This window comes from Pigmentiphaga sp. NML080357 (assembly GCF_002188465.1).
Lineage (GTDB): Bacteria > Pseudomonadota > Gammaproteobacteria > Burkholderiales > Burkholderiaceae_B > Pigmentiphaga.
On sequence record NZ_NINW01000037.1, the window covers coordinates 16727 to 34995 of the forward strand.

At 67.0% G+C, this 18269-nt stretch carries 15 protein-coding genes; 3 read left to right on the plus strand and 12 right to left on the minus strand.

What is annotated here, in order from left to right; genetic code table 11:
* Positions 1–7: 7 nt before the first annotated feature.
* Together trpB and CDO44_RS15275 are read right to left on the minus strand one after the other, a co-directional pair.
* Complete coding sequence (gene trpB, locus CDO44_RS15270) at positions 8–1207, minus strand: tryptophan synthase subunit beta (protein WP_087781068.1); 1200 nt, start codon at positions 1205–1207, stop codon at positions 8–10.
* 73 nt (positions 1208–1280) lie between these two features.
* On the minus strand, positions 1281–1922 hold the full coding sequence (locus CDO44_RS15275) for a phosphoribosylanthranilate isomerase (RefSeq protein ID WP_087781069.1): 642 nt from the start codon (positions 1920–1922) through the stop codon (positions 1281–1283).
* Positions 1923–2173: 251 nt separating this feature from the next.
* On the opposite strand from CDO44_RS15275, the gene CDO44_RS15280 reads away from it, so the two are divergent.
* Positions 2174–4045 (plus strand): tannase/feruloyl esterase family alpha/beta hydrolase, encoded by a 1872-nt coding sequence (locus CDO44_RS15280; RefSeq protein WP_087781070.1) that lies wholly within the window; start codon positions 2174–2176, stop codon positions 4043–4045.
* A gap of 72 nt (positions 4046–4117) precedes the next feature.
* Here the strand turns inward: CDO44_RS15280 and truA are convergent, their stop codons facing one another.
* The 10 genes from truA to CDO44_RS15330 all read right to left on the minus strand — a co-directional run bounded on the left by truA (position 4118) and on the right by CDO44_RS15330 (position 15329).
* Positions 4118–4909: a tRNA pseudouridine(38-40) synthase TruA gene (gene truA, locus CDO44_RS15285; RefSeq protein ID WP_087781071.1), complete on the minus strand. Its 792-nt coding sequence runs from the start codon at positions 4907–4909 to the stop codon at positions 4118–4120.
* Positions 4910–4917: 8 nt separating this feature from the next.
* Complete coding sequence (locus CDO44_RS15290) at positions 4918–6876, minus strand: FimV/HubP family polar landmark protein (RefSeq protein ID WP_087781072.1); 1959 nt, start codon at positions 6874–6876, stop codon at positions 4918–4920.
* Between the two features lie 184 nt (positions 6877–7060).
* Positions 7061–8188 carry an aspartate-semialdehyde dehydrogenase gene (gene asd, locus CDO44_RS15295; protein WP_087781073.1) on the minus strand — a complete coding sequence of 376 codons (1128 nt, stop codon included), beginning with the start codon at positions 8186–8188 and terminating at the stop codon, positions 7061–7063.
* An 80-nt stretch (positions 8189–8268) separates the two neighbouring features.
* A complete protein-coding gene (gene leuB / locus CDO44_RS15300; protein WP_087781074.1) occupies positions 8269–9342 on the minus strand; it encodes a 3-isopropylmalate dehydrogenase in 1074 nt (357 codons plus the stop codon).
* A gap of 152 nt (positions 9343–9494) precedes the next feature.
* Positions 9495–10160: a 3-isopropylmalate dehydratase small subunit gene (gene leuD / locus CDO44_RS15305; protein WP_087781075.1), complete on the minus strand. Its 666-nt coding sequence runs from the start codon at positions 10158–10160 to the stop codon at positions 9495–9497.
* Positions 10161–10171: 11 nt separating this feature from the next.
* Positions 10172–11575 carry a 3-isopropylmalate dehydratase large subunit gene (leuC, locus tag CDO44_RS15310; protein ID WP_087781076.1) on the minus strand — a complete coding sequence of 468 codons (1404 nt, stop codon included), beginning with the start codon at positions 11573–11575 and terminating at the stop codon, positions 10172–10174.
* Positions 11576–11919: 344 nt separating this feature from the next.
* A complete protein-coding gene (locus tag CDO44_RS15315) occupies positions 11920–12762 on the minus strand; it encodes a M48 family metallopeptidase (RefSeq protein WP_369824682.1) in 843 nt (280 codons plus the stop codon).
* A gap of 57 nt (positions 12763–12819) precedes the next feature.
* Positions 12820–13920 (minus strand): chorismate synthase, encoded by a 1101-nt coding sequence (gene aroC, locus CDO44_RS15320; protein ID WP_087781078.1) that lies wholly within the window; start codon positions 13918–13920, stop codon positions 12820–12822.
* A gap of 115 nt (positions 13921–14035) precedes the next feature.
* Positions 14036–14500 (minus strand): CBS domain-containing protein, encoded by a 465-nt coding sequence (locus CDO44_RS15325; RefSeq protein WP_198951372.1) that lies wholly within the window; start codon positions 14498–14500, stop codon positions 14036–14038.
* A gap of 106 nt (positions 14501–14606) precedes the next feature.
* Positions 14607–15329 carry a GntR family transcriptional regulator gene (locus tag CDO44_RS15330; protein ID WP_233146199.1) on the minus strand — a complete coding sequence of 241 codons (723 nt, stop codon included), beginning with the start codon at positions 15327–15329 and terminating at the stop codon, positions 14607–14609.
* Between the two features lie 127 nt (positions 15330–15456).
* On the opposite strand from CDO44_RS15330, the gene CDO44_RS15335 reads away from it, so the two are divergent.
* Both CDO44_RS15335 and CDO44_RS15340 read left to right on the plus strand, forming a co-directional pair.
* Positions 15457–16980, plus strand: a complete 1524-nt coding sequence (locus tag CDO44_RS15335; protein WP_158213299.1) for an isochorismatase family protein — start codon at positions 15457–15459, stop codon at positions 16978–16980.
* Between the two features lie 143 nt (positions 16981–17123).
* Entirely contained in the window at positions 17124–18224 is a 1101-nt protein-coding gene (locus tag CDO44_RS15340) for an amidohydrolase family protein (protein ID WP_158213300.1), read from the plus strand.
* The last annotated feature ends 45 nt before the right edge of the window (positions 18225–18269 follow it).

Sequence of the window (18269 nt, forward strand, 5' to 3'; positions counted from 1 at the left end):
ACCGCCTTCAAAGCACGATGCCCGAGCGTTCGGCGACGGTATGCATGTCCTTGTCGCCGCGCCCGGAAAGATTGACCAGCAGGATCTTGTCCTTTGGCAGGGTGGGCGCCAGCCGCACGGCATGCGCGATCGCATGCGACGATTCCAGCGCCGGGATGATCCCCTCGACCCGGCAGCAATGGTGGAACGCCGCCAGGGCCTCCTCGTCGGTAACGCCGACGTAGGTGGCCCGCCCGCTGTCCATGAGCCAGGCGTGCTCGGGGCCGACGCCGGGATAGTCCAATCCGGCCGAGATCGAATGGGTATCGATCACCTGTCCATTCTCGTCCTGCAGGACGTAGGTGCGATTGCCGTGCAGCACGCCCGGCGCGCCGCCCGCCAGCGAAGCCGCGTGCCGCCCGGTGTGCATGCCTTCGCCGGCGGCCTCCACGCCCACCAGCGCGACCTCTTCGTACGGCAGGTAGGGATGGAAAATACCCATCGCGTTCGACCCGCCGCCCACGGCAGCGATGACCACGTCGGGCTGGCGCCCGGCCGCCTTGGGCATCTGGACCAGGCATTCGTTGCCGATGACGGTCTGGAAATCGCGCACCATCATCGGATAGGGATGCGGCCCGGCCACCGTGCCGATGATGTAGAAGGTGTCCTCGACGTTGGTCACCCAATCGCGCATGGCTTCGTTCAACGCGTCCTTCAGCGTGCGCGAGCCGGACTCGACGGGCACGACGGTGGCGCCCAGCAGCTTCATCCGGTAGACGTTGGCGGCCTGGCGCTTGACGTCCTCGCTGCCCATGTAGACCACGCACTCCATGCCGTAGCGCGCCGCGACGGTGGCCGTGGCCACGCCGTGCTGCCCGGCGCCGGTCTCGGCGATCACCCGCCGCTTGCCCATGCGCCGAGCCAGCAGCGCCTGGCCGATGCAATTGTTCACCTTGTGGGCGCCGGTGTGGTTCAGGTCTTCGCGCTTGAACCAGATCTGCGCGCCACCGAGTTCCTCGGACCAGCGCCTGGCGTGGTAGACCGGACTGGGACGGCCGACGAAGTGCTCGAGCTCGTCATTGAACTCGGCGATGAAGTCGGGATCGTGCTGGTAGCGCGCGTAGGTCTGGCGCAGCTCGTCCAGGGCGTGCATGAGCGTTTCCGCCACGAACACGCCGCCATACGGGCCGAAATGGCCCCTGGCATCGGGGAAATCGTAGGTTTTCACTTGGAATAGTTCCGGCTAGGGAAACCGGACCGTGTCCGTGGGACACGTGCCGGAGAGGTTGCGAAAGGCGGCGTCAGTTGCCGTCGGCCCGCTTCACCTGGGCGACGAACTGCGCAATCTTGTCGGCGCACTTGATGCCCGGCGATTGCTCCACGCCGCTGCTTACGTCGACAGCGAACGGGCGCACGGATTCAATGGCCGCCGCCACATTTCCGGCATGCAACCCACCAGACAAAACGACCGGACGCGCGCTTTCGCTGCTGACCAGAGACCAATCGAACACTCTCCCGCTGCCGCCGTAGCCTTCGGAATGGCTGTCGAACAGCCAGCCGGCGGCGGAACCGTATAGTTCACAGGATTTTAACAAAGCCTGCGAGTTCTCCATACCCGGGGCACCCACGCGAAAGGCCCGCAGGTAGCGGCGTCCGTAGCGTTCGCATTGCTCCGGGGTCTCGTCGCCGTGGAACTGGAGCAGATCCGGCTGGACCCGGTCCAGGACCTCGCGGATCTGCGCATCGGTGGCATTGACGAACAGCGCGGTCACGTCGACGAAAGGCGGCACGAGCCGCCTCAGCTCGGCGGCGCGGGCCGGAGCGAGCGCGCGGCGGCTGGGCGGATAGAAGACCAGGCCGATGGCGTCGGCCCCGGCGGCGACCGCCGCGGCGACATCCTCTTCGCGGGTCAGGCCGCAGATCTTGATACGGGTACGGGACATACCGCAATCATACCGCCGGCGGAGCCGATGCCGGCCCGTCCGGCCTTGGATGGCGTCGGGCGCGTTCCGCGCCGCGCCCTTGTTCGAACCAAGGCCTAGGTACATGCCCTAAATTGAGCAAACATGCATTTTAGTACATCATCCCGCCCACAATAACAAGAATTATTTTGCATGCACGAAGTGATACGCCCGCAGTTGTCTCGCCTCAACAAGAACATGGCCGCCCGCGCCATCCACCGAGGAGCTCGAACATGGCACGCTTCAGACAATCCCCTCGCCTCTCTTTCTTCCATGCTGCCGGCCACGGGCGGCGGCCCCTGTCTCCCCGCGTCTTGACCGTGGGACTGCTGGCCGCCCTCGGCGCCTGCGGCGGCAGCGACGACGATACCCCCGCGCCGCCGCCCGCGGCGACGCTCAGCTGCGACGACAGCATGAAGGCCGCCTTCAAGCCGGATGCCGACACCACGGTCGTCCTGGTCAAATCCTTCAAGCAGGGCGACCCGCTGGCCCTGGCCGGCACGCCGTCCGCCCCCGCACCGGCGAAAGCGGCCAAGGACATGTGCCTGGTCAAGATGGTCGTCGGGCCGGGCAGCGCCGGCACCGCCGGCGCACCCTCCACGTCCCCCGGCATAGGCATCGAGGTCTGGCTGCCCGCACCGGCGGACTGGAACCGGCGCATCCGCAACCTGGGCGGCGGAGGCTGGGCCGGAGGCAACCAGGCCTCGCCCACCCTCATCGGCAACGCCGGCGCGGCGGCCACGGCAGCCCAGGGCTACGCCGTCGGCACCACCGATACGGGCCACTCGGTCCAGGGCTCGGGTTCATTCGCGATGAAAGAGGACGGCACCATCAACACCGCGCTCTGGCGCGACTTTGCCGAGAACAGCCTGCACCAGCTTGCGGTCAAGACCAAGGCGCTGGTGCAAGCCTATTACGGCGAGCCCCAGGAGTACGCGTACTGGGAAGGCTGTTCCACGGGAGGCCGGCAAGGCTACAAGATCGCGCAGGAGCATCCCGGGGACTACGATGGCTACCTGAACGGGGCGCCCGCCTTCAACTGGACGCGCTTCATCACCAACGAGCTGTATCCGCAGATCGTCATGCAGCGCGACCTGGGCGGCCCGATCGCCATGGAAAAACTCAAGCGTGTCAGCGCGGCGGCGGTCGATGCCTGCGATACCGTGGGCGGCCGGCATCTGGGCTTCATTGCCGATACCAGCCAATGCCGCTACGATCCCACGCGCGACGCCTCGGCCCTGTGCGCCGGCGTGGCCGGCAACGGCGTAACCGGCGCCAGCACCGATGCCGCCTGCGTATCGCTGGCCGAGGCGCGGGCCATCAACAAGATCTGGTACGGCCAGACGGCCGACGGCAGCGTTCCCGACCCGCAGGCCGACAACGCCAGCGGCGCCACCCTGGCCAGCAAGCAGCTCTGGTGGGGCGTGACGCGCGGCACCGACCTCGCCGCGCTGGCCGGCTCCTCCGGCACCCCGCCCGTCGCCCGCCCGTTCACGATTGCCACCGACATGGTGGCGCTCGAACTGCAGGATCCATCCTATGCCACGCCATCCTTCATCAACGCGACCGGAAACGGCGCGAACCGATGGATGGATCTGAACTATGGCGATCTGGCCAATGCCTATGACCGCGGCATCGCGCTGCAAGCCTCGTTCGGGCACATCAATACCGACAACCCGGACCTGGGCGGCTTGCGCAACAGCGGCGGCAAGGTGATCAGCTACCACGGCCTGGGCGACCAGCTGATCACGCCGGCGGGATCGGTCAACTACTTCACGCGCGTGGCGGACAAGATGGGCGGCGTCGCCGCCACCCAGGCCTTCAACCGGCTGTATCTCGTACCCGGCATGGGGCATTGCGCCGGCGTGGGCACCGTCAGCGGCACGGCCGGCCCTCCGGCCACGCCCGACAATGTTCCCCTGCCCGCCACCGACCAGTTCTTCGAAGCCCTGGTCGCGTGGGTGGAAAAAGGCACGGCCCCCGGCAGCATGATGCTGAAATCTGCCAACGCGAGCGTCAGCATGCCGATCTGCGTCTATCCCCAGAAGGCGGTCTACAAGGGCAGCGGCGCGATAACGGACGGCGCGAACTACGCCTGCAGATAGCGGACGCCACCTGCAGCGCCGCGGGCAACGTGCCGCGCCCGCGGCGGCACCTGCCCGGCATGCCCGGCTTCCTCAAAGTCCCAGCCGGATCTCGTCGGTGGCGTCGGTGGACGGCAGGCCATGGCCATCGGGATAGCCGACGGCGGTAAGGTAAAGCCCGTCGGGCGAGAAGGTGGGCGCCGCCTTGGTGCGGTTGCGTTCGGCCAGCAGCGCCGGGATCCAGTCCGCCGGCTGCCGCCCCTGGCCCACGTACACCAGCGCGCCGACGATGTTGCGCACCATGTGGTGCAGGAAGGCATTGGCCCGCAGCGTGAAAACGACGATCCGCCCCCGGCGCTCGATACGCAGCTCGTGCAGCGTACGCACGGGCGAGGCGGCCTGGCATTCCGACGAACGAAAGCTGCTGAAGTCGTGTTCGCCCAGCAAATGGGCCGCGCCGGCTTGCATGGCCGCCAGGTCCACCGGGCGGAAACTCCACCCCGCCCGCCCCGCCCACAACGGCGACCGGACGGGATCCTCCAGCAGCAGGTAGACATAGGAGCGTGAACGAGCCGAAAACCGGGCGTGGAAATCATCCGCCACGGGACGCGCCCAGCGCACGGCGATGCTCGAGGGCAGGTGCGCATTGACGCCGCGCACCCAGGCCTGTTCGGGACGTTCGACCCCGGTATCGAGGTGGACGACCTGCTGCGCGGCGTGCACCCCCGTATCGGTACGGCCGGCGCAGACGGTACTCACCGGCTGGCCGACGAAAGCGGCCAACGCCGCTTCCAGGGCATCCTGTACCGTACGCCGATGCGGCTGCGTCTGCCAACCTTGCCACGGGGCCCCGTCGTAGCTCAGGCCCAGGGCGATGCGCGCCATGACCTTCCCTACCAGGAAGCGAGCAGCGCCCGCGCCCGTTCGCGCTGTCCGGCGTCCCCTTCGCGCAGGACTTCCTCCAGCAATTCGCGCGCGCCGTCCCGGTCGCCCATGTCGGCATAGGCCTTGGCCAGGTCCAGCTTGGCGGACGGATCCACCGGCGCGTCGAGGTCGGCATCCAGGTCCAGGTTCGGCAGCGCGGCATCCCGGGCGGGCGCCGCGGCGCCGTCGTGCGCCGGTTTGCCCGCGGGCGGCGCGCCGTCCAGGTTCAAGTCCAGACCGAATGCCGCCGCCGACGCGGCCGACATGGGAGGCGCCGGCCGGCCGGGCGGCGGCTCGTCCGGCTCGTCGTCGTCCGGGTAGTCTTCCGGTTCGCCGGCGGTATGGACCGGCGTGTCGGGAATGGGGAACGGCGGGATATCGTCCCAGTCGCGCAGATGGTTGACCCGTTCCGGCTCGGCAGACGGCAGCGCATCGGCTTCCTCCTGCGCTTCCTCGGTCTCGAGGCGCGCCGTCTCGCGCGCCTGCTCTTCTTCCGCGCGAGCGGCGCGGCGGCGCAGCGCAAGAGCGCCAAAGATCACCGCCAACACCGCGACAATGGCGCCAAGGACCGCCACGCTGTTGTCCCGGACCTTGCGCGCCACCGAAGCGGCAAACGTGGCTGGCGGGGCGTCCTCCCCCGCGGGCGCCGCCGCGGCAGGCTGCCCCTCGGCGGCGCCGGCCGGCACCGCCGCCTGGGCGGGCGCCTCGGGAGCTGCACCGGAAGGCGTTGCCTGCCCCACGGCGTCGGCCCCGGCTCCCGCCTGCGCACCGGCTTCCGGGACGGCAGCGGGCGAAGTGGCGCTGGCATCCGGAGCCGGCGCCGTGGACGGCTGGCCGGCCTCACCCGCGGCCCGGTCGCGGGCCTGCTGTTCCATGCGGGCCAGGGTTTCGTTCTGGGCCTCGAGCAGGCCGCGCATGGCCTCCACGTTGCCCTGCAAGGCCTGCATGCGGGACTCCGCCTCGCGCACCGCCTTGGCGGTGGCATCGCGCTCCTCCTCCAGCCTGTCGCGCGCCGTCTGTTCGTTGCCTCCCTGGCCGCCGCCGGAGAGCTTGAGGGCATCGCCCTCGGCGCCCGAGGGCGAGGACGGCGGCGCCGGCGTCTTCGCGATGTCGCCGCCCGACTCGGCGCCACGCCGGTCCGCCGTCGCCGGCGCCTGGCCCGCATTGCCGGCGATGCGCTGGCGATAGGCTTGGAACGCTTGCGCCTGCGCGGCGAACAGGGCCTCCGCCTCCCCCTGGTCGATCGCGGCGATGTCGCTGGCGCCCGGCGTGGCCAGCGATGCCCCGGCCCGCAGCCGGTTCATGTTGCCATCGACGAAAGCCTGCGGATTGGCGCGCAGCAACGCGGCCATGGTCTGCATCAGCGACGCGCCTTCCGGCCGCAAGCGGCCGGCGATGCCGTACAAGGTGTCGCCGGGGTTCACCTGGGTCGCGCCGGTTGTGGAAGCTTGCGTTTCGGGCGCCTGCGCCTTGGGCGGCGGCGCATCCAGGATGAAGGTGTACTGGCGGATGAAGCGCCCCATGTTCCAGGTCAGTTCCACCAGGAGATCCAGCACGTGGACGTTCAGGGGCGTAGATGAAGAAACGATGACGACCTTGCGCCCGTCCGGGCGGTCCTCGACGTCCAGTTTCAGGTTGGACAGCGCCTCGTCGTACTCGAGCCGGGTCTGGCGATACACCTCGCGCGGCGCCACGGCCGCCTTCAGCGTGCTGGCCTCCTGCGGAGTCAGTGCCGTGACTGCGATCTCGGCCCGCAACGGCTCGCCGGCGGCCGACAAGACCTTCAATCCCCCCAGGTCCGCCGCGTGGACCGACGACGCGGCGCCGATCGCCAATCCCAGCGCCAGGAGCCTGGACGGCTGCCCACCCTTGCGCGAAAAACCGCGTGCCCGACCCGAACCTGCTTTTTGATAGGGAAGTCCTTTCATCCTAGTCCCATGCGCCAGTGCCCTCACAAACGTGTCGCCCGGTAGCCCCCAGCCGATCCCCCTCCCCTCCGGCACCCCGCCGCCAAGCTGCGAGCCAACCGAGGAGAGGCGTAGAGGGGGTCCCTTGTATCATCAGCCACCTACCCTCGCAAGCTCGGGTACGTTCTGATGCAGTCCGGACGGCTCAGAGCTCGCCCAGCACGATGCGCAGCATGCGGCGCAGCGGCTCGGCCGCGCCCCACAGCAACTGGTCGCCCACGGTGAAGGCGCTCAGGTACTCGGGACCCATCGCCAGCTTGCGCATGCGGCCGACCGGGATGTCCAGGGTGCCCGTGACGGCTACCGGCGTCAGCGACTGCATCGACGCCTCGCGCGTGTTCGGGACGACCTTGGCCCACTGGTTGTTCTCGCGCAGCATGCCCTCGATCTCGTCCAGGGGCACGTCCTTCTTCAGCTTGATGGTCAGCGCCTGGCTGTGGCAGCGCATCGCGCCGATGCGCACGCACAGGCCGTCGATGGGAATGGGCGACGAGCCGAAGCCTTCCCCGCGGCCCAGGATCTTGTTGGTCTCGGCGCCGCCCTTCCATTCCTCGCGCGATACGCCATTGCCCAGGTCCTTGTCGATCCACGGGATCAGGTTGCCGGCCAGCGGCACGCCGAAATGCTCTTGCGGCAGCGAACCGTCCTGCTGCTTGGCCAGCACGGTGCGGTCGATCTCGAGGATGGCCGAGGCGGGGTCGGCCAGCAGGTCGGACACCGTCGCGTTGAGCAGGCCGAACTGGGTCAGCAACTCGCGCATGTGCTGCGCGCCGCCGCCGGAGGCGGCCTGGTAGGTCATGCTGGTCATCCAGTCGATCAGGTCGTGCTGGAACAGGCCGCCAAGGCCCATCAGCATGCAACTGACCGTGCAGTTGCCGCCGATGTAGTTCTTGACGCCCTTCTTCAACGCCTGGTCAATCACGTTGCGGTTGACGGGATCGAGCACGATGATGGCGTCGTCCTTCATCCGCAGCGTGCTGGCCGCGTCGATCCAGATGCCGTCCCAGCCGGCGGCGCGCAGCTTGGGATAGACCTCGGTGGTGTAGTCGCCGCCCTGAGCCGTGACGATGATGGGCAGCTTCTTGAGCGCCTCGATGTCGAACGCGTTCTGCAACGGGCCCGCGCCCTGCGCCCACGAGGGCGCCGCGCCGCCGGCGTTGCTGGTGGAAAAGAACACCGGCTCGATCAGCGAAAAATCGTTTTCGTCGCGCATGCGCTGCATGAGCACGGAACCGACCATGCCTCGCCAGCCGACCAGACCAACTGCTTTCATTTACACACCCCTACCAAGTAGTCCAGATTGAAACTGTTTGCCGGGCGCATCACACCCGGGGGGCGCGACACGCAGGCTGGTTACAGAGCTTTGATCACGGCACTGCCCATCTCGGCAGTGCCGACCTTAGTCGTGCCTTCTTCGTAAATGTCGGCCGTACGCAGGCCCTGCTCCAGCACTTTCTTGACGGCTGCCTCGATCCGGTCGGCCTGGGCCGCCTTGTCGAGCGAGTAGCGCAGCATCATCGCCGCCGACAGGATGGTTGCCAGCGGATTGGCGATGTTCTTGCCCGCGATGTCGGGCGCCGAGCCGTGGCTGGGCTCGTACAGGCCCTTGCCGGTCTCGTTCAGCGAGGCGGACGGCAGCATGCCGATAGAGCCCGTCAGCATCGAAGCCTGGTCGGAAAGGATGTCGCCGAACATGTTGCCGGTCACGATCACGTCGAATTGCTTGGGAGCGCGCACCAGTTGCATGGCGGCGTTGTCCACGTACATGTGGCTGAGTTCCACGTCAGGATACTCCTTGCCGACCTCGGTGACGATGTCCTTCCAGAACTGGAAGGTCTCGAGTACGTTGGATTTGTCGACGCTGCACAACTTTCCGCGGCGCTTGCGCGCGGTCTGGAAGGCCACGTGCGCGATGCGGCGGATTTCCGGCTCGGCGTAGCGCATCGTGTCGAAGCCCTCGCGCTGGCCGGCGAACGCGCCGTCGGGCGCCGTGCGGATGCCGCGCGGCTGGCCGAAGTAGATGTCGCCGGTCAGCTCGCGGATGATCAGGATGTCCAGGCCGGACACCACCTCGGGCTTGAGCGACGAGGCATTGGCCAGCTCGGGATAGAGAATGGCCGGGCGCAGGTTGGCGAACAGCCCCAGATTCTTGCGCAGGCCCAGGATGGCCTGCTCGGGACGCAGCGAGCGCTCGAGCTTGTCGTACTTCCAGTCGCCCACCGAGCCGAACAGCACCGCATCGGCCTTCTTGGCCAGCTCCAGCGTGGCCGGCGGCAGCGGATGGCCAGCTGCCTCGTACGCGGCGCCGCCCACCGGCTGGGTATCGAGCGTGAACGATTCGCCCAGCGCGGTCAGCACGCGCACGGCTTGCTCGACGATTTCCGGACCGATGCCGTCACCCGGCAGCACTGCGATATGTTGTGTCATCTTCAACCCAAGAAAACTCTGTTTGATTCCTGTCCAGGGCACAGCGGATCCGGCTTTGCCGGCCCGCAAGTAGAGCCCCTGGGCCCGGCGCCGGGCAGCTCCCTCGGGGGGCTGCCGCGTAGCGGCTGGGGGCCCACCTCATCCGGCGCGCGTCAGCGCGCAGGGGGCGACCTCAACTCAGCCACGTCCAGCCAGGGCTGGGCGGCCAGGCGTTTCTGCTCGAAGGCCTTGATCTTGTCCGCATGGCGCAGCGTCAGGCCGATCTCGTCCAGGCCATTCAGCATGCAGTACTTGCGGAAGCTGTCGATGTTGAACGACAGCTCGCGGCCCGCCGGCGTCGTCACGACCTGGCGATCCAGGTCGATGGTGAGCTTATAGCCTTCCTTGGCCTCTACCTCCTTGAACAGGCTGTCGACGTCTTCCTCCGACAGCACGATGGGCAGCACGCCGTTCTTGAAGCAGTTGTTGAAGAAGATGTCGGCGAACGACGGCGCGATCACCGCGCGAAAGCCATACTGGTCCAGCGCCCACGGCGCGTGCTCGCGGCTCGAGCCGCAGCCGAAGTTCTTGCGCGACAGCAGGATGGAAGCGCCCTGGTAGCGCGGCTGGTTCAGCACGAAGTCCGGGTTCAGCGGCCGCTTGCTGTTGTCCATGCCGGGCTGGCCTTCGTCCAGGTAGCGCCAGGCATCGAACAGGTTGGGGCCGAAGCCGCTGCGATGAATCGACTTCAGAAACTGCTTGGGAATGATCTGGTCGGTATCGACGTTCTCGCGGTCCAGCGGCGCCACCAGGCCTTCATGAGTGGTGAATGCTTGCATGATGTTCTACCTCAGTTGACCTTGCGGACGTCGACGAAATGGCCGGCCACGGCAGCGGCCGCGGCCATCGCGGGGCTCACGAGGTGGGTGCGGCCGCCCGCGCCCTGCCGGCCCTCGAAATTGCGGTTCGAGGTCGAGGCGCAGCGCTCGCCCGGCTCCAGGCGGTCGTCGTTCATGGCCAGGCACATGGAGCAGCCCGGATCCCGCCATTCGAAGCCGGCCTCGATGAAGACCTTGTCCAGCCCTTCCTGCTCGGCCTGCGCCTTGACCAGGCCCGAACCGGGCACGGCCAGCGCCAGCTTGACGTTGGGAGCGATGCGCTTGCCGCGCAAGACCGCCGCAGCGGCACGGAAATCCTCGATGCGCGAATTGGTGCACGAGCCGATGAAGACCTTGTCGATCTTGATGTCGGTGATCGGCATGTTGGCGGTCAGCCCCATGTATTCCAGCGCGCGCGCCACGCCCGACCGGCGGGTCTCGTCCGTCTCGTTGGCGGGATCGGGCACGTTGGCGCCCACCGGCAACACCATCTCGGGCGAGGTGCCCCAGGTCACCTGCGGCTGGATCTCGGCGGCGTCGATCTCGACTACGCGGTCGAAATGCGCGCCCTCGTCCGAATGCAGCGTCTTCCAATAGGCCACGGCCTGGTCCCAGGCTTCGCCCTTGGGTGCGTAGGGCCGGCCGCGGAAATACTCGATCGTCTTCTCGTCCACGGCCACCAGGCCGACGCGCGCGCCGGCCTCGATGGCCATGTTGCAGATCGTCATGCGGCCTTCGACGGACAGGTCGCGGATCGTGCTGCCGGCGAATTCGATGGCATGCCCGGTGCCGCCGGCCGTGCCGATCTTGCCGATCACGTGCAGGACCAGGTCCTTGGCGGTGCAGCCGGCGGGCAGCTTGCCCTCCACGCGCACCTGCATGTTCTTGTTCTTCTTGGCCAGCAGCGTCTGCGTGGCCAGGGCATGTTCCACCTCGGACGTGCCGATGCCAAAGGCCATCGCGGCCACCGCCCCGTGCGTGCTGGTATGCGAATCGCCGCAGACCACCGTCATGCCCGGCAGCGTCGCGCCCTGCTCCGGTCCGATCACGTGCACGATGCCCTGGCGGCGGTCGCCCATGTCGAATTCGACGATGCCGTATTCATTGCAGTTAGCGTCCAGCGTATCGACCTGCAGGCGCGAGACCGGATCGGCGATGCCCTTGTCGCGATTGTGCGTGGGCACGTTGTGATCCGCCACGGCCAGGTTGGCGCTGATGCGCCAGACCGGACGCCCCGCGAGCTTCAGCCCCTCGAACGCCTGCGGGCTGGTCACTTCGTGGACCAGATGGCGGTCGATGTAGATCAGACAGGTACCGTCTTCTTCCTGGTGGACGACGTGGGCGTCCCACAGTTTGTCGTAAAGGGTCTGAGGCATGAGATTCCGGCCAAAAATTGAACGGGCTCATTGTTGCCGCACGGTTCGGCGCCTCTTGGCGCCGCTCTGGCGCGAGGACCAGCCTCGACGGACCCGCTCAGGTATAGGGAACTCTTGATTGTATATGAATCCCCTCCCTACGCGCTTACGCGCGCCCAGCATGGTGGCCCCCCAGCCGCTACGCGGCAGCCCCCCAAAGGGGCCGGGACCCGCCTTGGGGCGGCCCGGCGCCGGGTCCCGGGGGGCAATGCGGGTGGACCGGCGAAGCCGGATCCACCGCATCCTGGGGTACCGCTCGGCTGGCGGGGGGGCGTTTTTGTCCCGCACACGACCGTATTCAGAACTTACTTCTTGGCTTGCTGATAAAGCGGCAGCACTTTCTCGGAAGCCTGGCGCAAATCCGCGATGCGCGATTCCGCCGAGGGGTGCGTGGACAGGATCTCCGGCGGCGCCGAGCCGCCCACCTGCCCCATCTTCGTCCACAGCGTCACCGCCGCCCGCGGGTCATACCCCGCCCGCGCGGCCAGTTCCACCCCCATGCGATCGGCCTCGGTTTCATGCAACCGGCTATTCGGCAACCCGAACATCACGTTGGCCAAGGCCCCGCCCAGATCCGACGTCGCCTGCGATCCCGTAATCGCCGCCAACACGCTCAACCCCATGCTCGTCGCCATCTGCTCGGAGGCCCGCTCCCGCGCGTGCTCGCGCAGCGCATGCGCGATCTCATGCCCCAGCACCGCGGCCAGTTCGTCGTCCGTCGGCTTCACCGAATTGAGCAACCCGGTATAGACCGCGATCTTGCCGCCCGGCATGCACCAGGCGTTGACCTCTTTGCTGTCGATGACGTTGACTTCCCACTTCCAGTTCGCCGCATCGGGCCGGAACACCCCCACCTGCGAGATCAACCGCTGCGAAATCGTCCGCACGCGAGCGACCTGGGCGGAATTGGTGTTGAGCTGCCCCTTGCTGCGCGCCCCCGACAGGGTCTGCTGATAAAGCTGGACCGCTTCCTGGTCCAACTGCGCCTCGGACACCAGGCTGGACATGCGCTGCGTACGGTTGATGCCTATCGCGCCGCCCTGCGTGGTATTGACCGATTCGCAACCGGCCGCTGCCACCAGCGCCAAGGCTGCCGCCGCCATCGTGGCACGGCGGGCGAAAGAGGAGTGCTTCGTGGTGTTTTGCATGATGCCCCCGGCAAGAAAGCCAGGGGCAATTTTGCACCAAAACGGGTGTTACTTTCTTTAACGCCGGAGGCGGCCGATGTCGGGAGTCGGGACGGATACGTCCGCGCATTGCGCCCGGTGGCGCAGCGCATGGTCGGCCAGCACCAGCGCCAGCAGGGCCTCGGCGATGGGCGTGGCCCGTATGCCGACGCAGGGATCATGGCGGCCGTGGGTCTCGACCACCGTCGGCTCGCCCGCCTTGTCGATGGAGCGGCGCGGACTGCGTATGCTGGACGTGGGCTTGATGCCCAGCGACACCGTGATCGGCTGGCCGGTGGAGATGCCGCCCAGGATGCCGCCGGCATTGTTCGACAGGAAGCCTTCGGGCGTGAGTTCGTCGCCATGCTCGGTGCCGCGCTGGGCCACGCTATGGAAGCCGGCGCCGATCTCCACCGCCTTGACCGCGTTCAGACCCATCATCGCGTAGGCGATGTCGGCATCCAGGCGGCCGTAGATCGGCTCGCCCAGGCCCACCGGGACGTTCTCGGCCACCACTTCGATGCGGGCGCCGACCGAATCGCCGTCGCGGCGCAGCCGGTCCATATAGGCCTCGAGTTCGGCCACCCTGCTGCTGCCAGCCGCGTAGAACGGATTGGTATGGACGGCTTCCCAGTTTTCGAAGGGAATCTCGATGTTGCCCAGCTGGCTCATGTAGCCGCGCACCAGCACGCCATGGCGCTCGGCCAGCCACTTCTTGGCCACCGCGCCGGCAGCCACCGTCGGCGCGGTCAGCCGGGCAGAGGAACGGCCGCCGCCGCGCGGGTCGCGGATGCCGAACTTGTGCCAATAGGTGTAGTCGGCGTGGCCGGGGCGGAAAGTGTCCGCGATGCTGCTGTAGTCCTTGCTGCGGGCATCCTGGTTGCGGATCAGGAGCGCGATCGGCGTGCCCGTGGTCTTGCCCTCGTAGACTCCCGACAGGATCTCGACCTGGTCGGGCTCCTGCCGCTGGGTGACGTGGCGCGACGTGCCGGGGCGCCGGCGATCGAGCTCGACCTGGATGTCGGCCTCGGTCAACGCCATGCCCGGAGGACAGCCGTCGATCACGCAGCCGACCGCCGGCCCGTGGGATTCGCCGAAATTGGTAACGCGGAAGAGCTCTCCGAGGGTGCTGCCTGGCATGGGACGTCTGGGCTCCGATTAGGACGGAAGCATTGTACCCGTAGGGAAGCCCACCCCCTCGCGCTTCGCGCTCCTCCTTGAGGGGGGCGCGAAGCGCGAGGGGGTGGGCTTCCCGTTATAGAGTCCCTTCCGTTTCCCGCTGTTCGCCCGGCCAGTCGCGGATGTAGGCCTTGAGCATGCGATTCTCGAAGCCTTGGGCCTCGAGTACGGCCTTGGCCACGTCGTAGAAGGAAATCACGCCGAGCAGCATGCGCCCATCCATGACCGGGATGTAGCGCGCGTGCTTGTCGAGCATCAGGCGCCGAACTTCGTTGACTTCGGTATTGGGCGATACCGTGACCGGCGCATCGTCCATGATGGAACGGATGGTCGTGGTGCCCAGCGAACCGCCGTTGGCCTGTAGGTGCCGGATGATTTCGCGGAAGGTGAGCATGCCCACCAGCTCGCCGAATTCCATGATGACGAGCGAACCGATGTCCTGCAGCGCCATGGTGTCGACGACTTGGGAGACCGGGGTGTCCGGGCTGGCGGTATAGAGCGCGTCGCCTTTGACGCGCAGGATTTCACTGACTTTGATCATGACGGCCTCCTCGGCCACGCACGCCGGTTTTGTTTATGGGGTCGACTGGGAATATATCGGCTCGTGCATGGCCATGTGGCTATGCTAGCGCGCTTGGAAAGGCGCTTCAACTCGCCGCGGCCACGGCGCCGGCATCCAGCGCGGCAAGGATGTTTCGGGCTGTTCGCTCGATGTGCTCGGCCAGGATTTCCGCAGCCAGATCTTCCTTGCGGTCCAGCGTCGCGTCCACCAGCGAACGGTGCTCCTGGGCAACGTCGCGGTCGAACGGCTGGTAGGCCAGGAATAGGCGCCGGTAGCGCGCGCTGAAATGCTGGAGCGAATCGCAAACCATCAGGGCCAGGGGCATGCGGCACGCTGCCAGCAAAGCCAGGTGGAACTCCCGGTGATGGGCCTCCCATTCGTCCACGCCGCCGCCATCCTTCTGCTCCGGACGTTCGTAGCGAGACAGCCGGTGGTGGGTCAGGACGATTCCGTCCTCCCAATCGCGGCCGCCATGCCGGATGGACTCCCGCAAGGCCATGGGTTCCAGCGTGGACTGAAGCTTCGCCACCTCCAGCAGGTTTTCGCGCGACACGGGCGCGACCTTGAATCCCTTCTTGTCCTCGTTGACCACGAAGCCCTCGGTCGCCAGTCTGGCCAGGGCCTCGCGCAACGGGGAAAGGCTTACGCCGAAGTCTCCCTTGAGTTCTTCGATGGAAAGTCTGGCACCGGGAGGACGCCGTCCGGAAACGATGTCGTTGCGTAACCGGGTCGCGATCGCGCTCGCGAAATTCTGTCCCGTGCTCGGAGCCGGCTGCCGCGCCGGCAAGACCGATGCCAGTTTCATCATGCTCCTCATCTTTTGGTCTCATCGTAACACGAGGCAAGAATCATCTTTCTGTTGACAGATAATCGATTATTCTAAAAAATCTCCGAAAAATCGAAAAATAAAAAAATCATCGATTATGGAGAAGGAATTGAAAGCCGACGCCTATCGCGATTTATCGGACGCGCAGCCCCTCCTTTCGCTGGCGGCCCGAGTGGACGTCGCCCACACGGCCGTGCTGGTCATCGACATGCAGAACGATTTCTGCGCCTCCGGCGGTTATGTCGAACGGGTCATCGGCAAGGACGTCGCGGCATGCGGGGCCATCGTCCCCCGGCTCCAATCCCTGATCGGCGCCGCGCGCGACCACGGCGTCCCCGTCTTCTGGCTGCGAGCCTGCTACCGGCCCGACCTGCTGCCTGCATCCATGCGCACCAAGCTGGCCGAGCAAGGCATCACTGACGTCTGCTGCGACCGCGACACCTGGGGCTACGACTGGTACGGCGTCCAGCCGCTGCCCGGCGAACTGGTAGTGGAAAAGCACAGCTACGACGGCTTCGTCGGCACCACGCTCGAACACGAACTGCGCGACCGCGGCATCCGCACCCTGGTCTTCGCGGGCGTCCAGACCAACATCTGCGTCGAAGCCACGCTGCGGCACGCGAACGCCCTGGGGTTCCATTGCGTCGTGCCCGAGGACTGCGTGGCCTCGCACACGCAGCCCGCGCACGACGCCACGCTGAACAACGTCCGTTTCCTGCTCGGCGACGTGACCCGGCTGGACGACCTCGCGTCTCATTGGAAGACCTCGCCGCCGCACGTGTATCTCGACTACACGCAGGAGGAACTGGATCGCGCCTATGACCAGCGCGCCTGGGCCGACAACCGGGACGCCATGCTGGCCTGGTACGCGCAGGCCAGCGCCAGCGCCCGCGAGGAATATCCGCACCACCGGCACGTCCCCTATGGCCCGGGCCCCCACGAGACCCTGGACATCTTTCCGGCGCAGCGGCAAGGCGCGCCCATCCACGTCCATGTGCACGGCGGCGGCTGGCGCAATCTCAGCAAGGACGACGAGTCCTTCCTGGCCCGCACCGTGGTTCGCGCGGGCGGCGTGCTGGTGGTGCTGGACTTTTCGCTGATACCCGAGGTGCGCCTGCCCGAGATGATCGCCCAGACCCGCCGCGCGCTGGCCTGGGTCCGGGCCAAGGCCGCCCGCTTCGGCGGAGACCCGGACCGCATCCACCTGTCGGGCCACTCGTCCGGCGCGCACATGGCCGCGGTCCTGGCCACCACCGACTGGGAGTCCTTGCACCTGCCCGCCGACCTGGTCAAGAGCGCGCTGCTGATCAGCGGCATGTACGACCTGCATCCCGTGATGCTCAGCGCCCGCAGCGACTACGTCAAACTCCAGCCGGACGAGATCGAGCGCTACAGCCCGATCCGGCACCTGTGCCGCCTGAACTGTCCGGCGGTCGTCGCGATCGGCGACCGCGAAAGTCCCGAATTCCAGCGGCAGGCGCGCGACTTCGTCCGCGCCGCGCAGGAACAGGACAGGCAGGTGGAGCTGATGCAGCTGCCCGCCACGAATCACTACGAAATCGTGACCCACCTGAACGCCCCCGACTCCGCCCTTTCCCAGGCCGCGCTGCGGTTGATGGGCCTGTCGGGTTGAATGCCGCCACCGCGAAGGAGGAACTTGCCCACCCACTGACCCAGTAGCCCTGCTGCTTTCCCCATCATTACGTGAAAGGACTGAACATGCTTGAAGGATTCAAGATTTATGATGCAGATGCCCACGTTCTAATGACCCCGGAAATGTGGGAAACCCTTCCCAAACAGTACTGGCTGCGCCGCCCGCGGCCGGTAAAGTTCGGCGATGGCCATGAGCTCGGCAACTGGGGCACGGCGTGGCTGGTGGATGGCCGCATCGAGCCGCACCCGTTCGGACCCGGCACCCACGCCGCCAACACCCCCGGCATGGTGCTGGAGGAATATGGCGCCAACCGCGCGCGGGCCGGCGACTTCACCGCCTTCTCCCTTCCCGTCGGCTGTGTCACGCTGGGCAACGTCGCGGACCGGCTCACCGCCATGGACAAGCTGGGCATCGACGTCCAGGTCCTGTTCCCCAGCACGATATACGCCACCATTGCCGCGGACGCGACGCTGGAAGGGGAGCTCTTCCGCGCCTACAACCGCTATATCGGCACGCGCTGCCGGGATGCCGCCAAGCGCCTGCGCTGGGTCGGCCTGCTCCCGATGCGGGACGCCGAGCAAGCCAGGCTCGCCATGAGCGAAATGGTCTCCATGGGCGCGGCGGCCGCCGTCGTGTTCGGGACCGTGGGCGACAGGATGCTCTCGCACCCGAGCTTCGCGCCGATATGGGACGAGTTCTCGCGCACCGGGCTGCCCCTCTGCGTGCACATGGCCATGAGCTTTCCGCCGCTGGCCCAGCTGTGCGAGTCGATCCAGGACGCCAACATGATAGGCAAGGCCATGCCCGCGCAACTGGCCTTCATGGCCATGGCCGGCCACGGCATGCTGGACAAATACCCCAGCCTCAAGGTCGCTTTCCTGGAGTTCGGCGGCGAATGGATCTTCTATTCGGTGGGACGCATGAAGCAGTACGCCGAGGTCAACAAGGGCCGCATGGCCGATCCCAGCATGCTGCCCAAGAGCGACGTGGAAGACCTGGTGAAGTCGGGGCGCATCTACCTGGGCCCCGAATCCAGCGACGCCATGCTGCCGCACGAGCTCAAGCTGCTGGGCGACGGGCAACTCCTCTATTCCTCGGATTTCCCTCATGGCGAAGGACGGGACAACGCCGCGATGGAGATCATCGAGCGCCAGGACCTCACCAAGGAGCAGAAGCGCAAGTTCCTGTACGACAACGCGGCCAACTTCTACGGGGAGCCCTGATACACGGAGCGAAAGGCGTGGCGCGCCGCGAGGCATCCGGCCTGC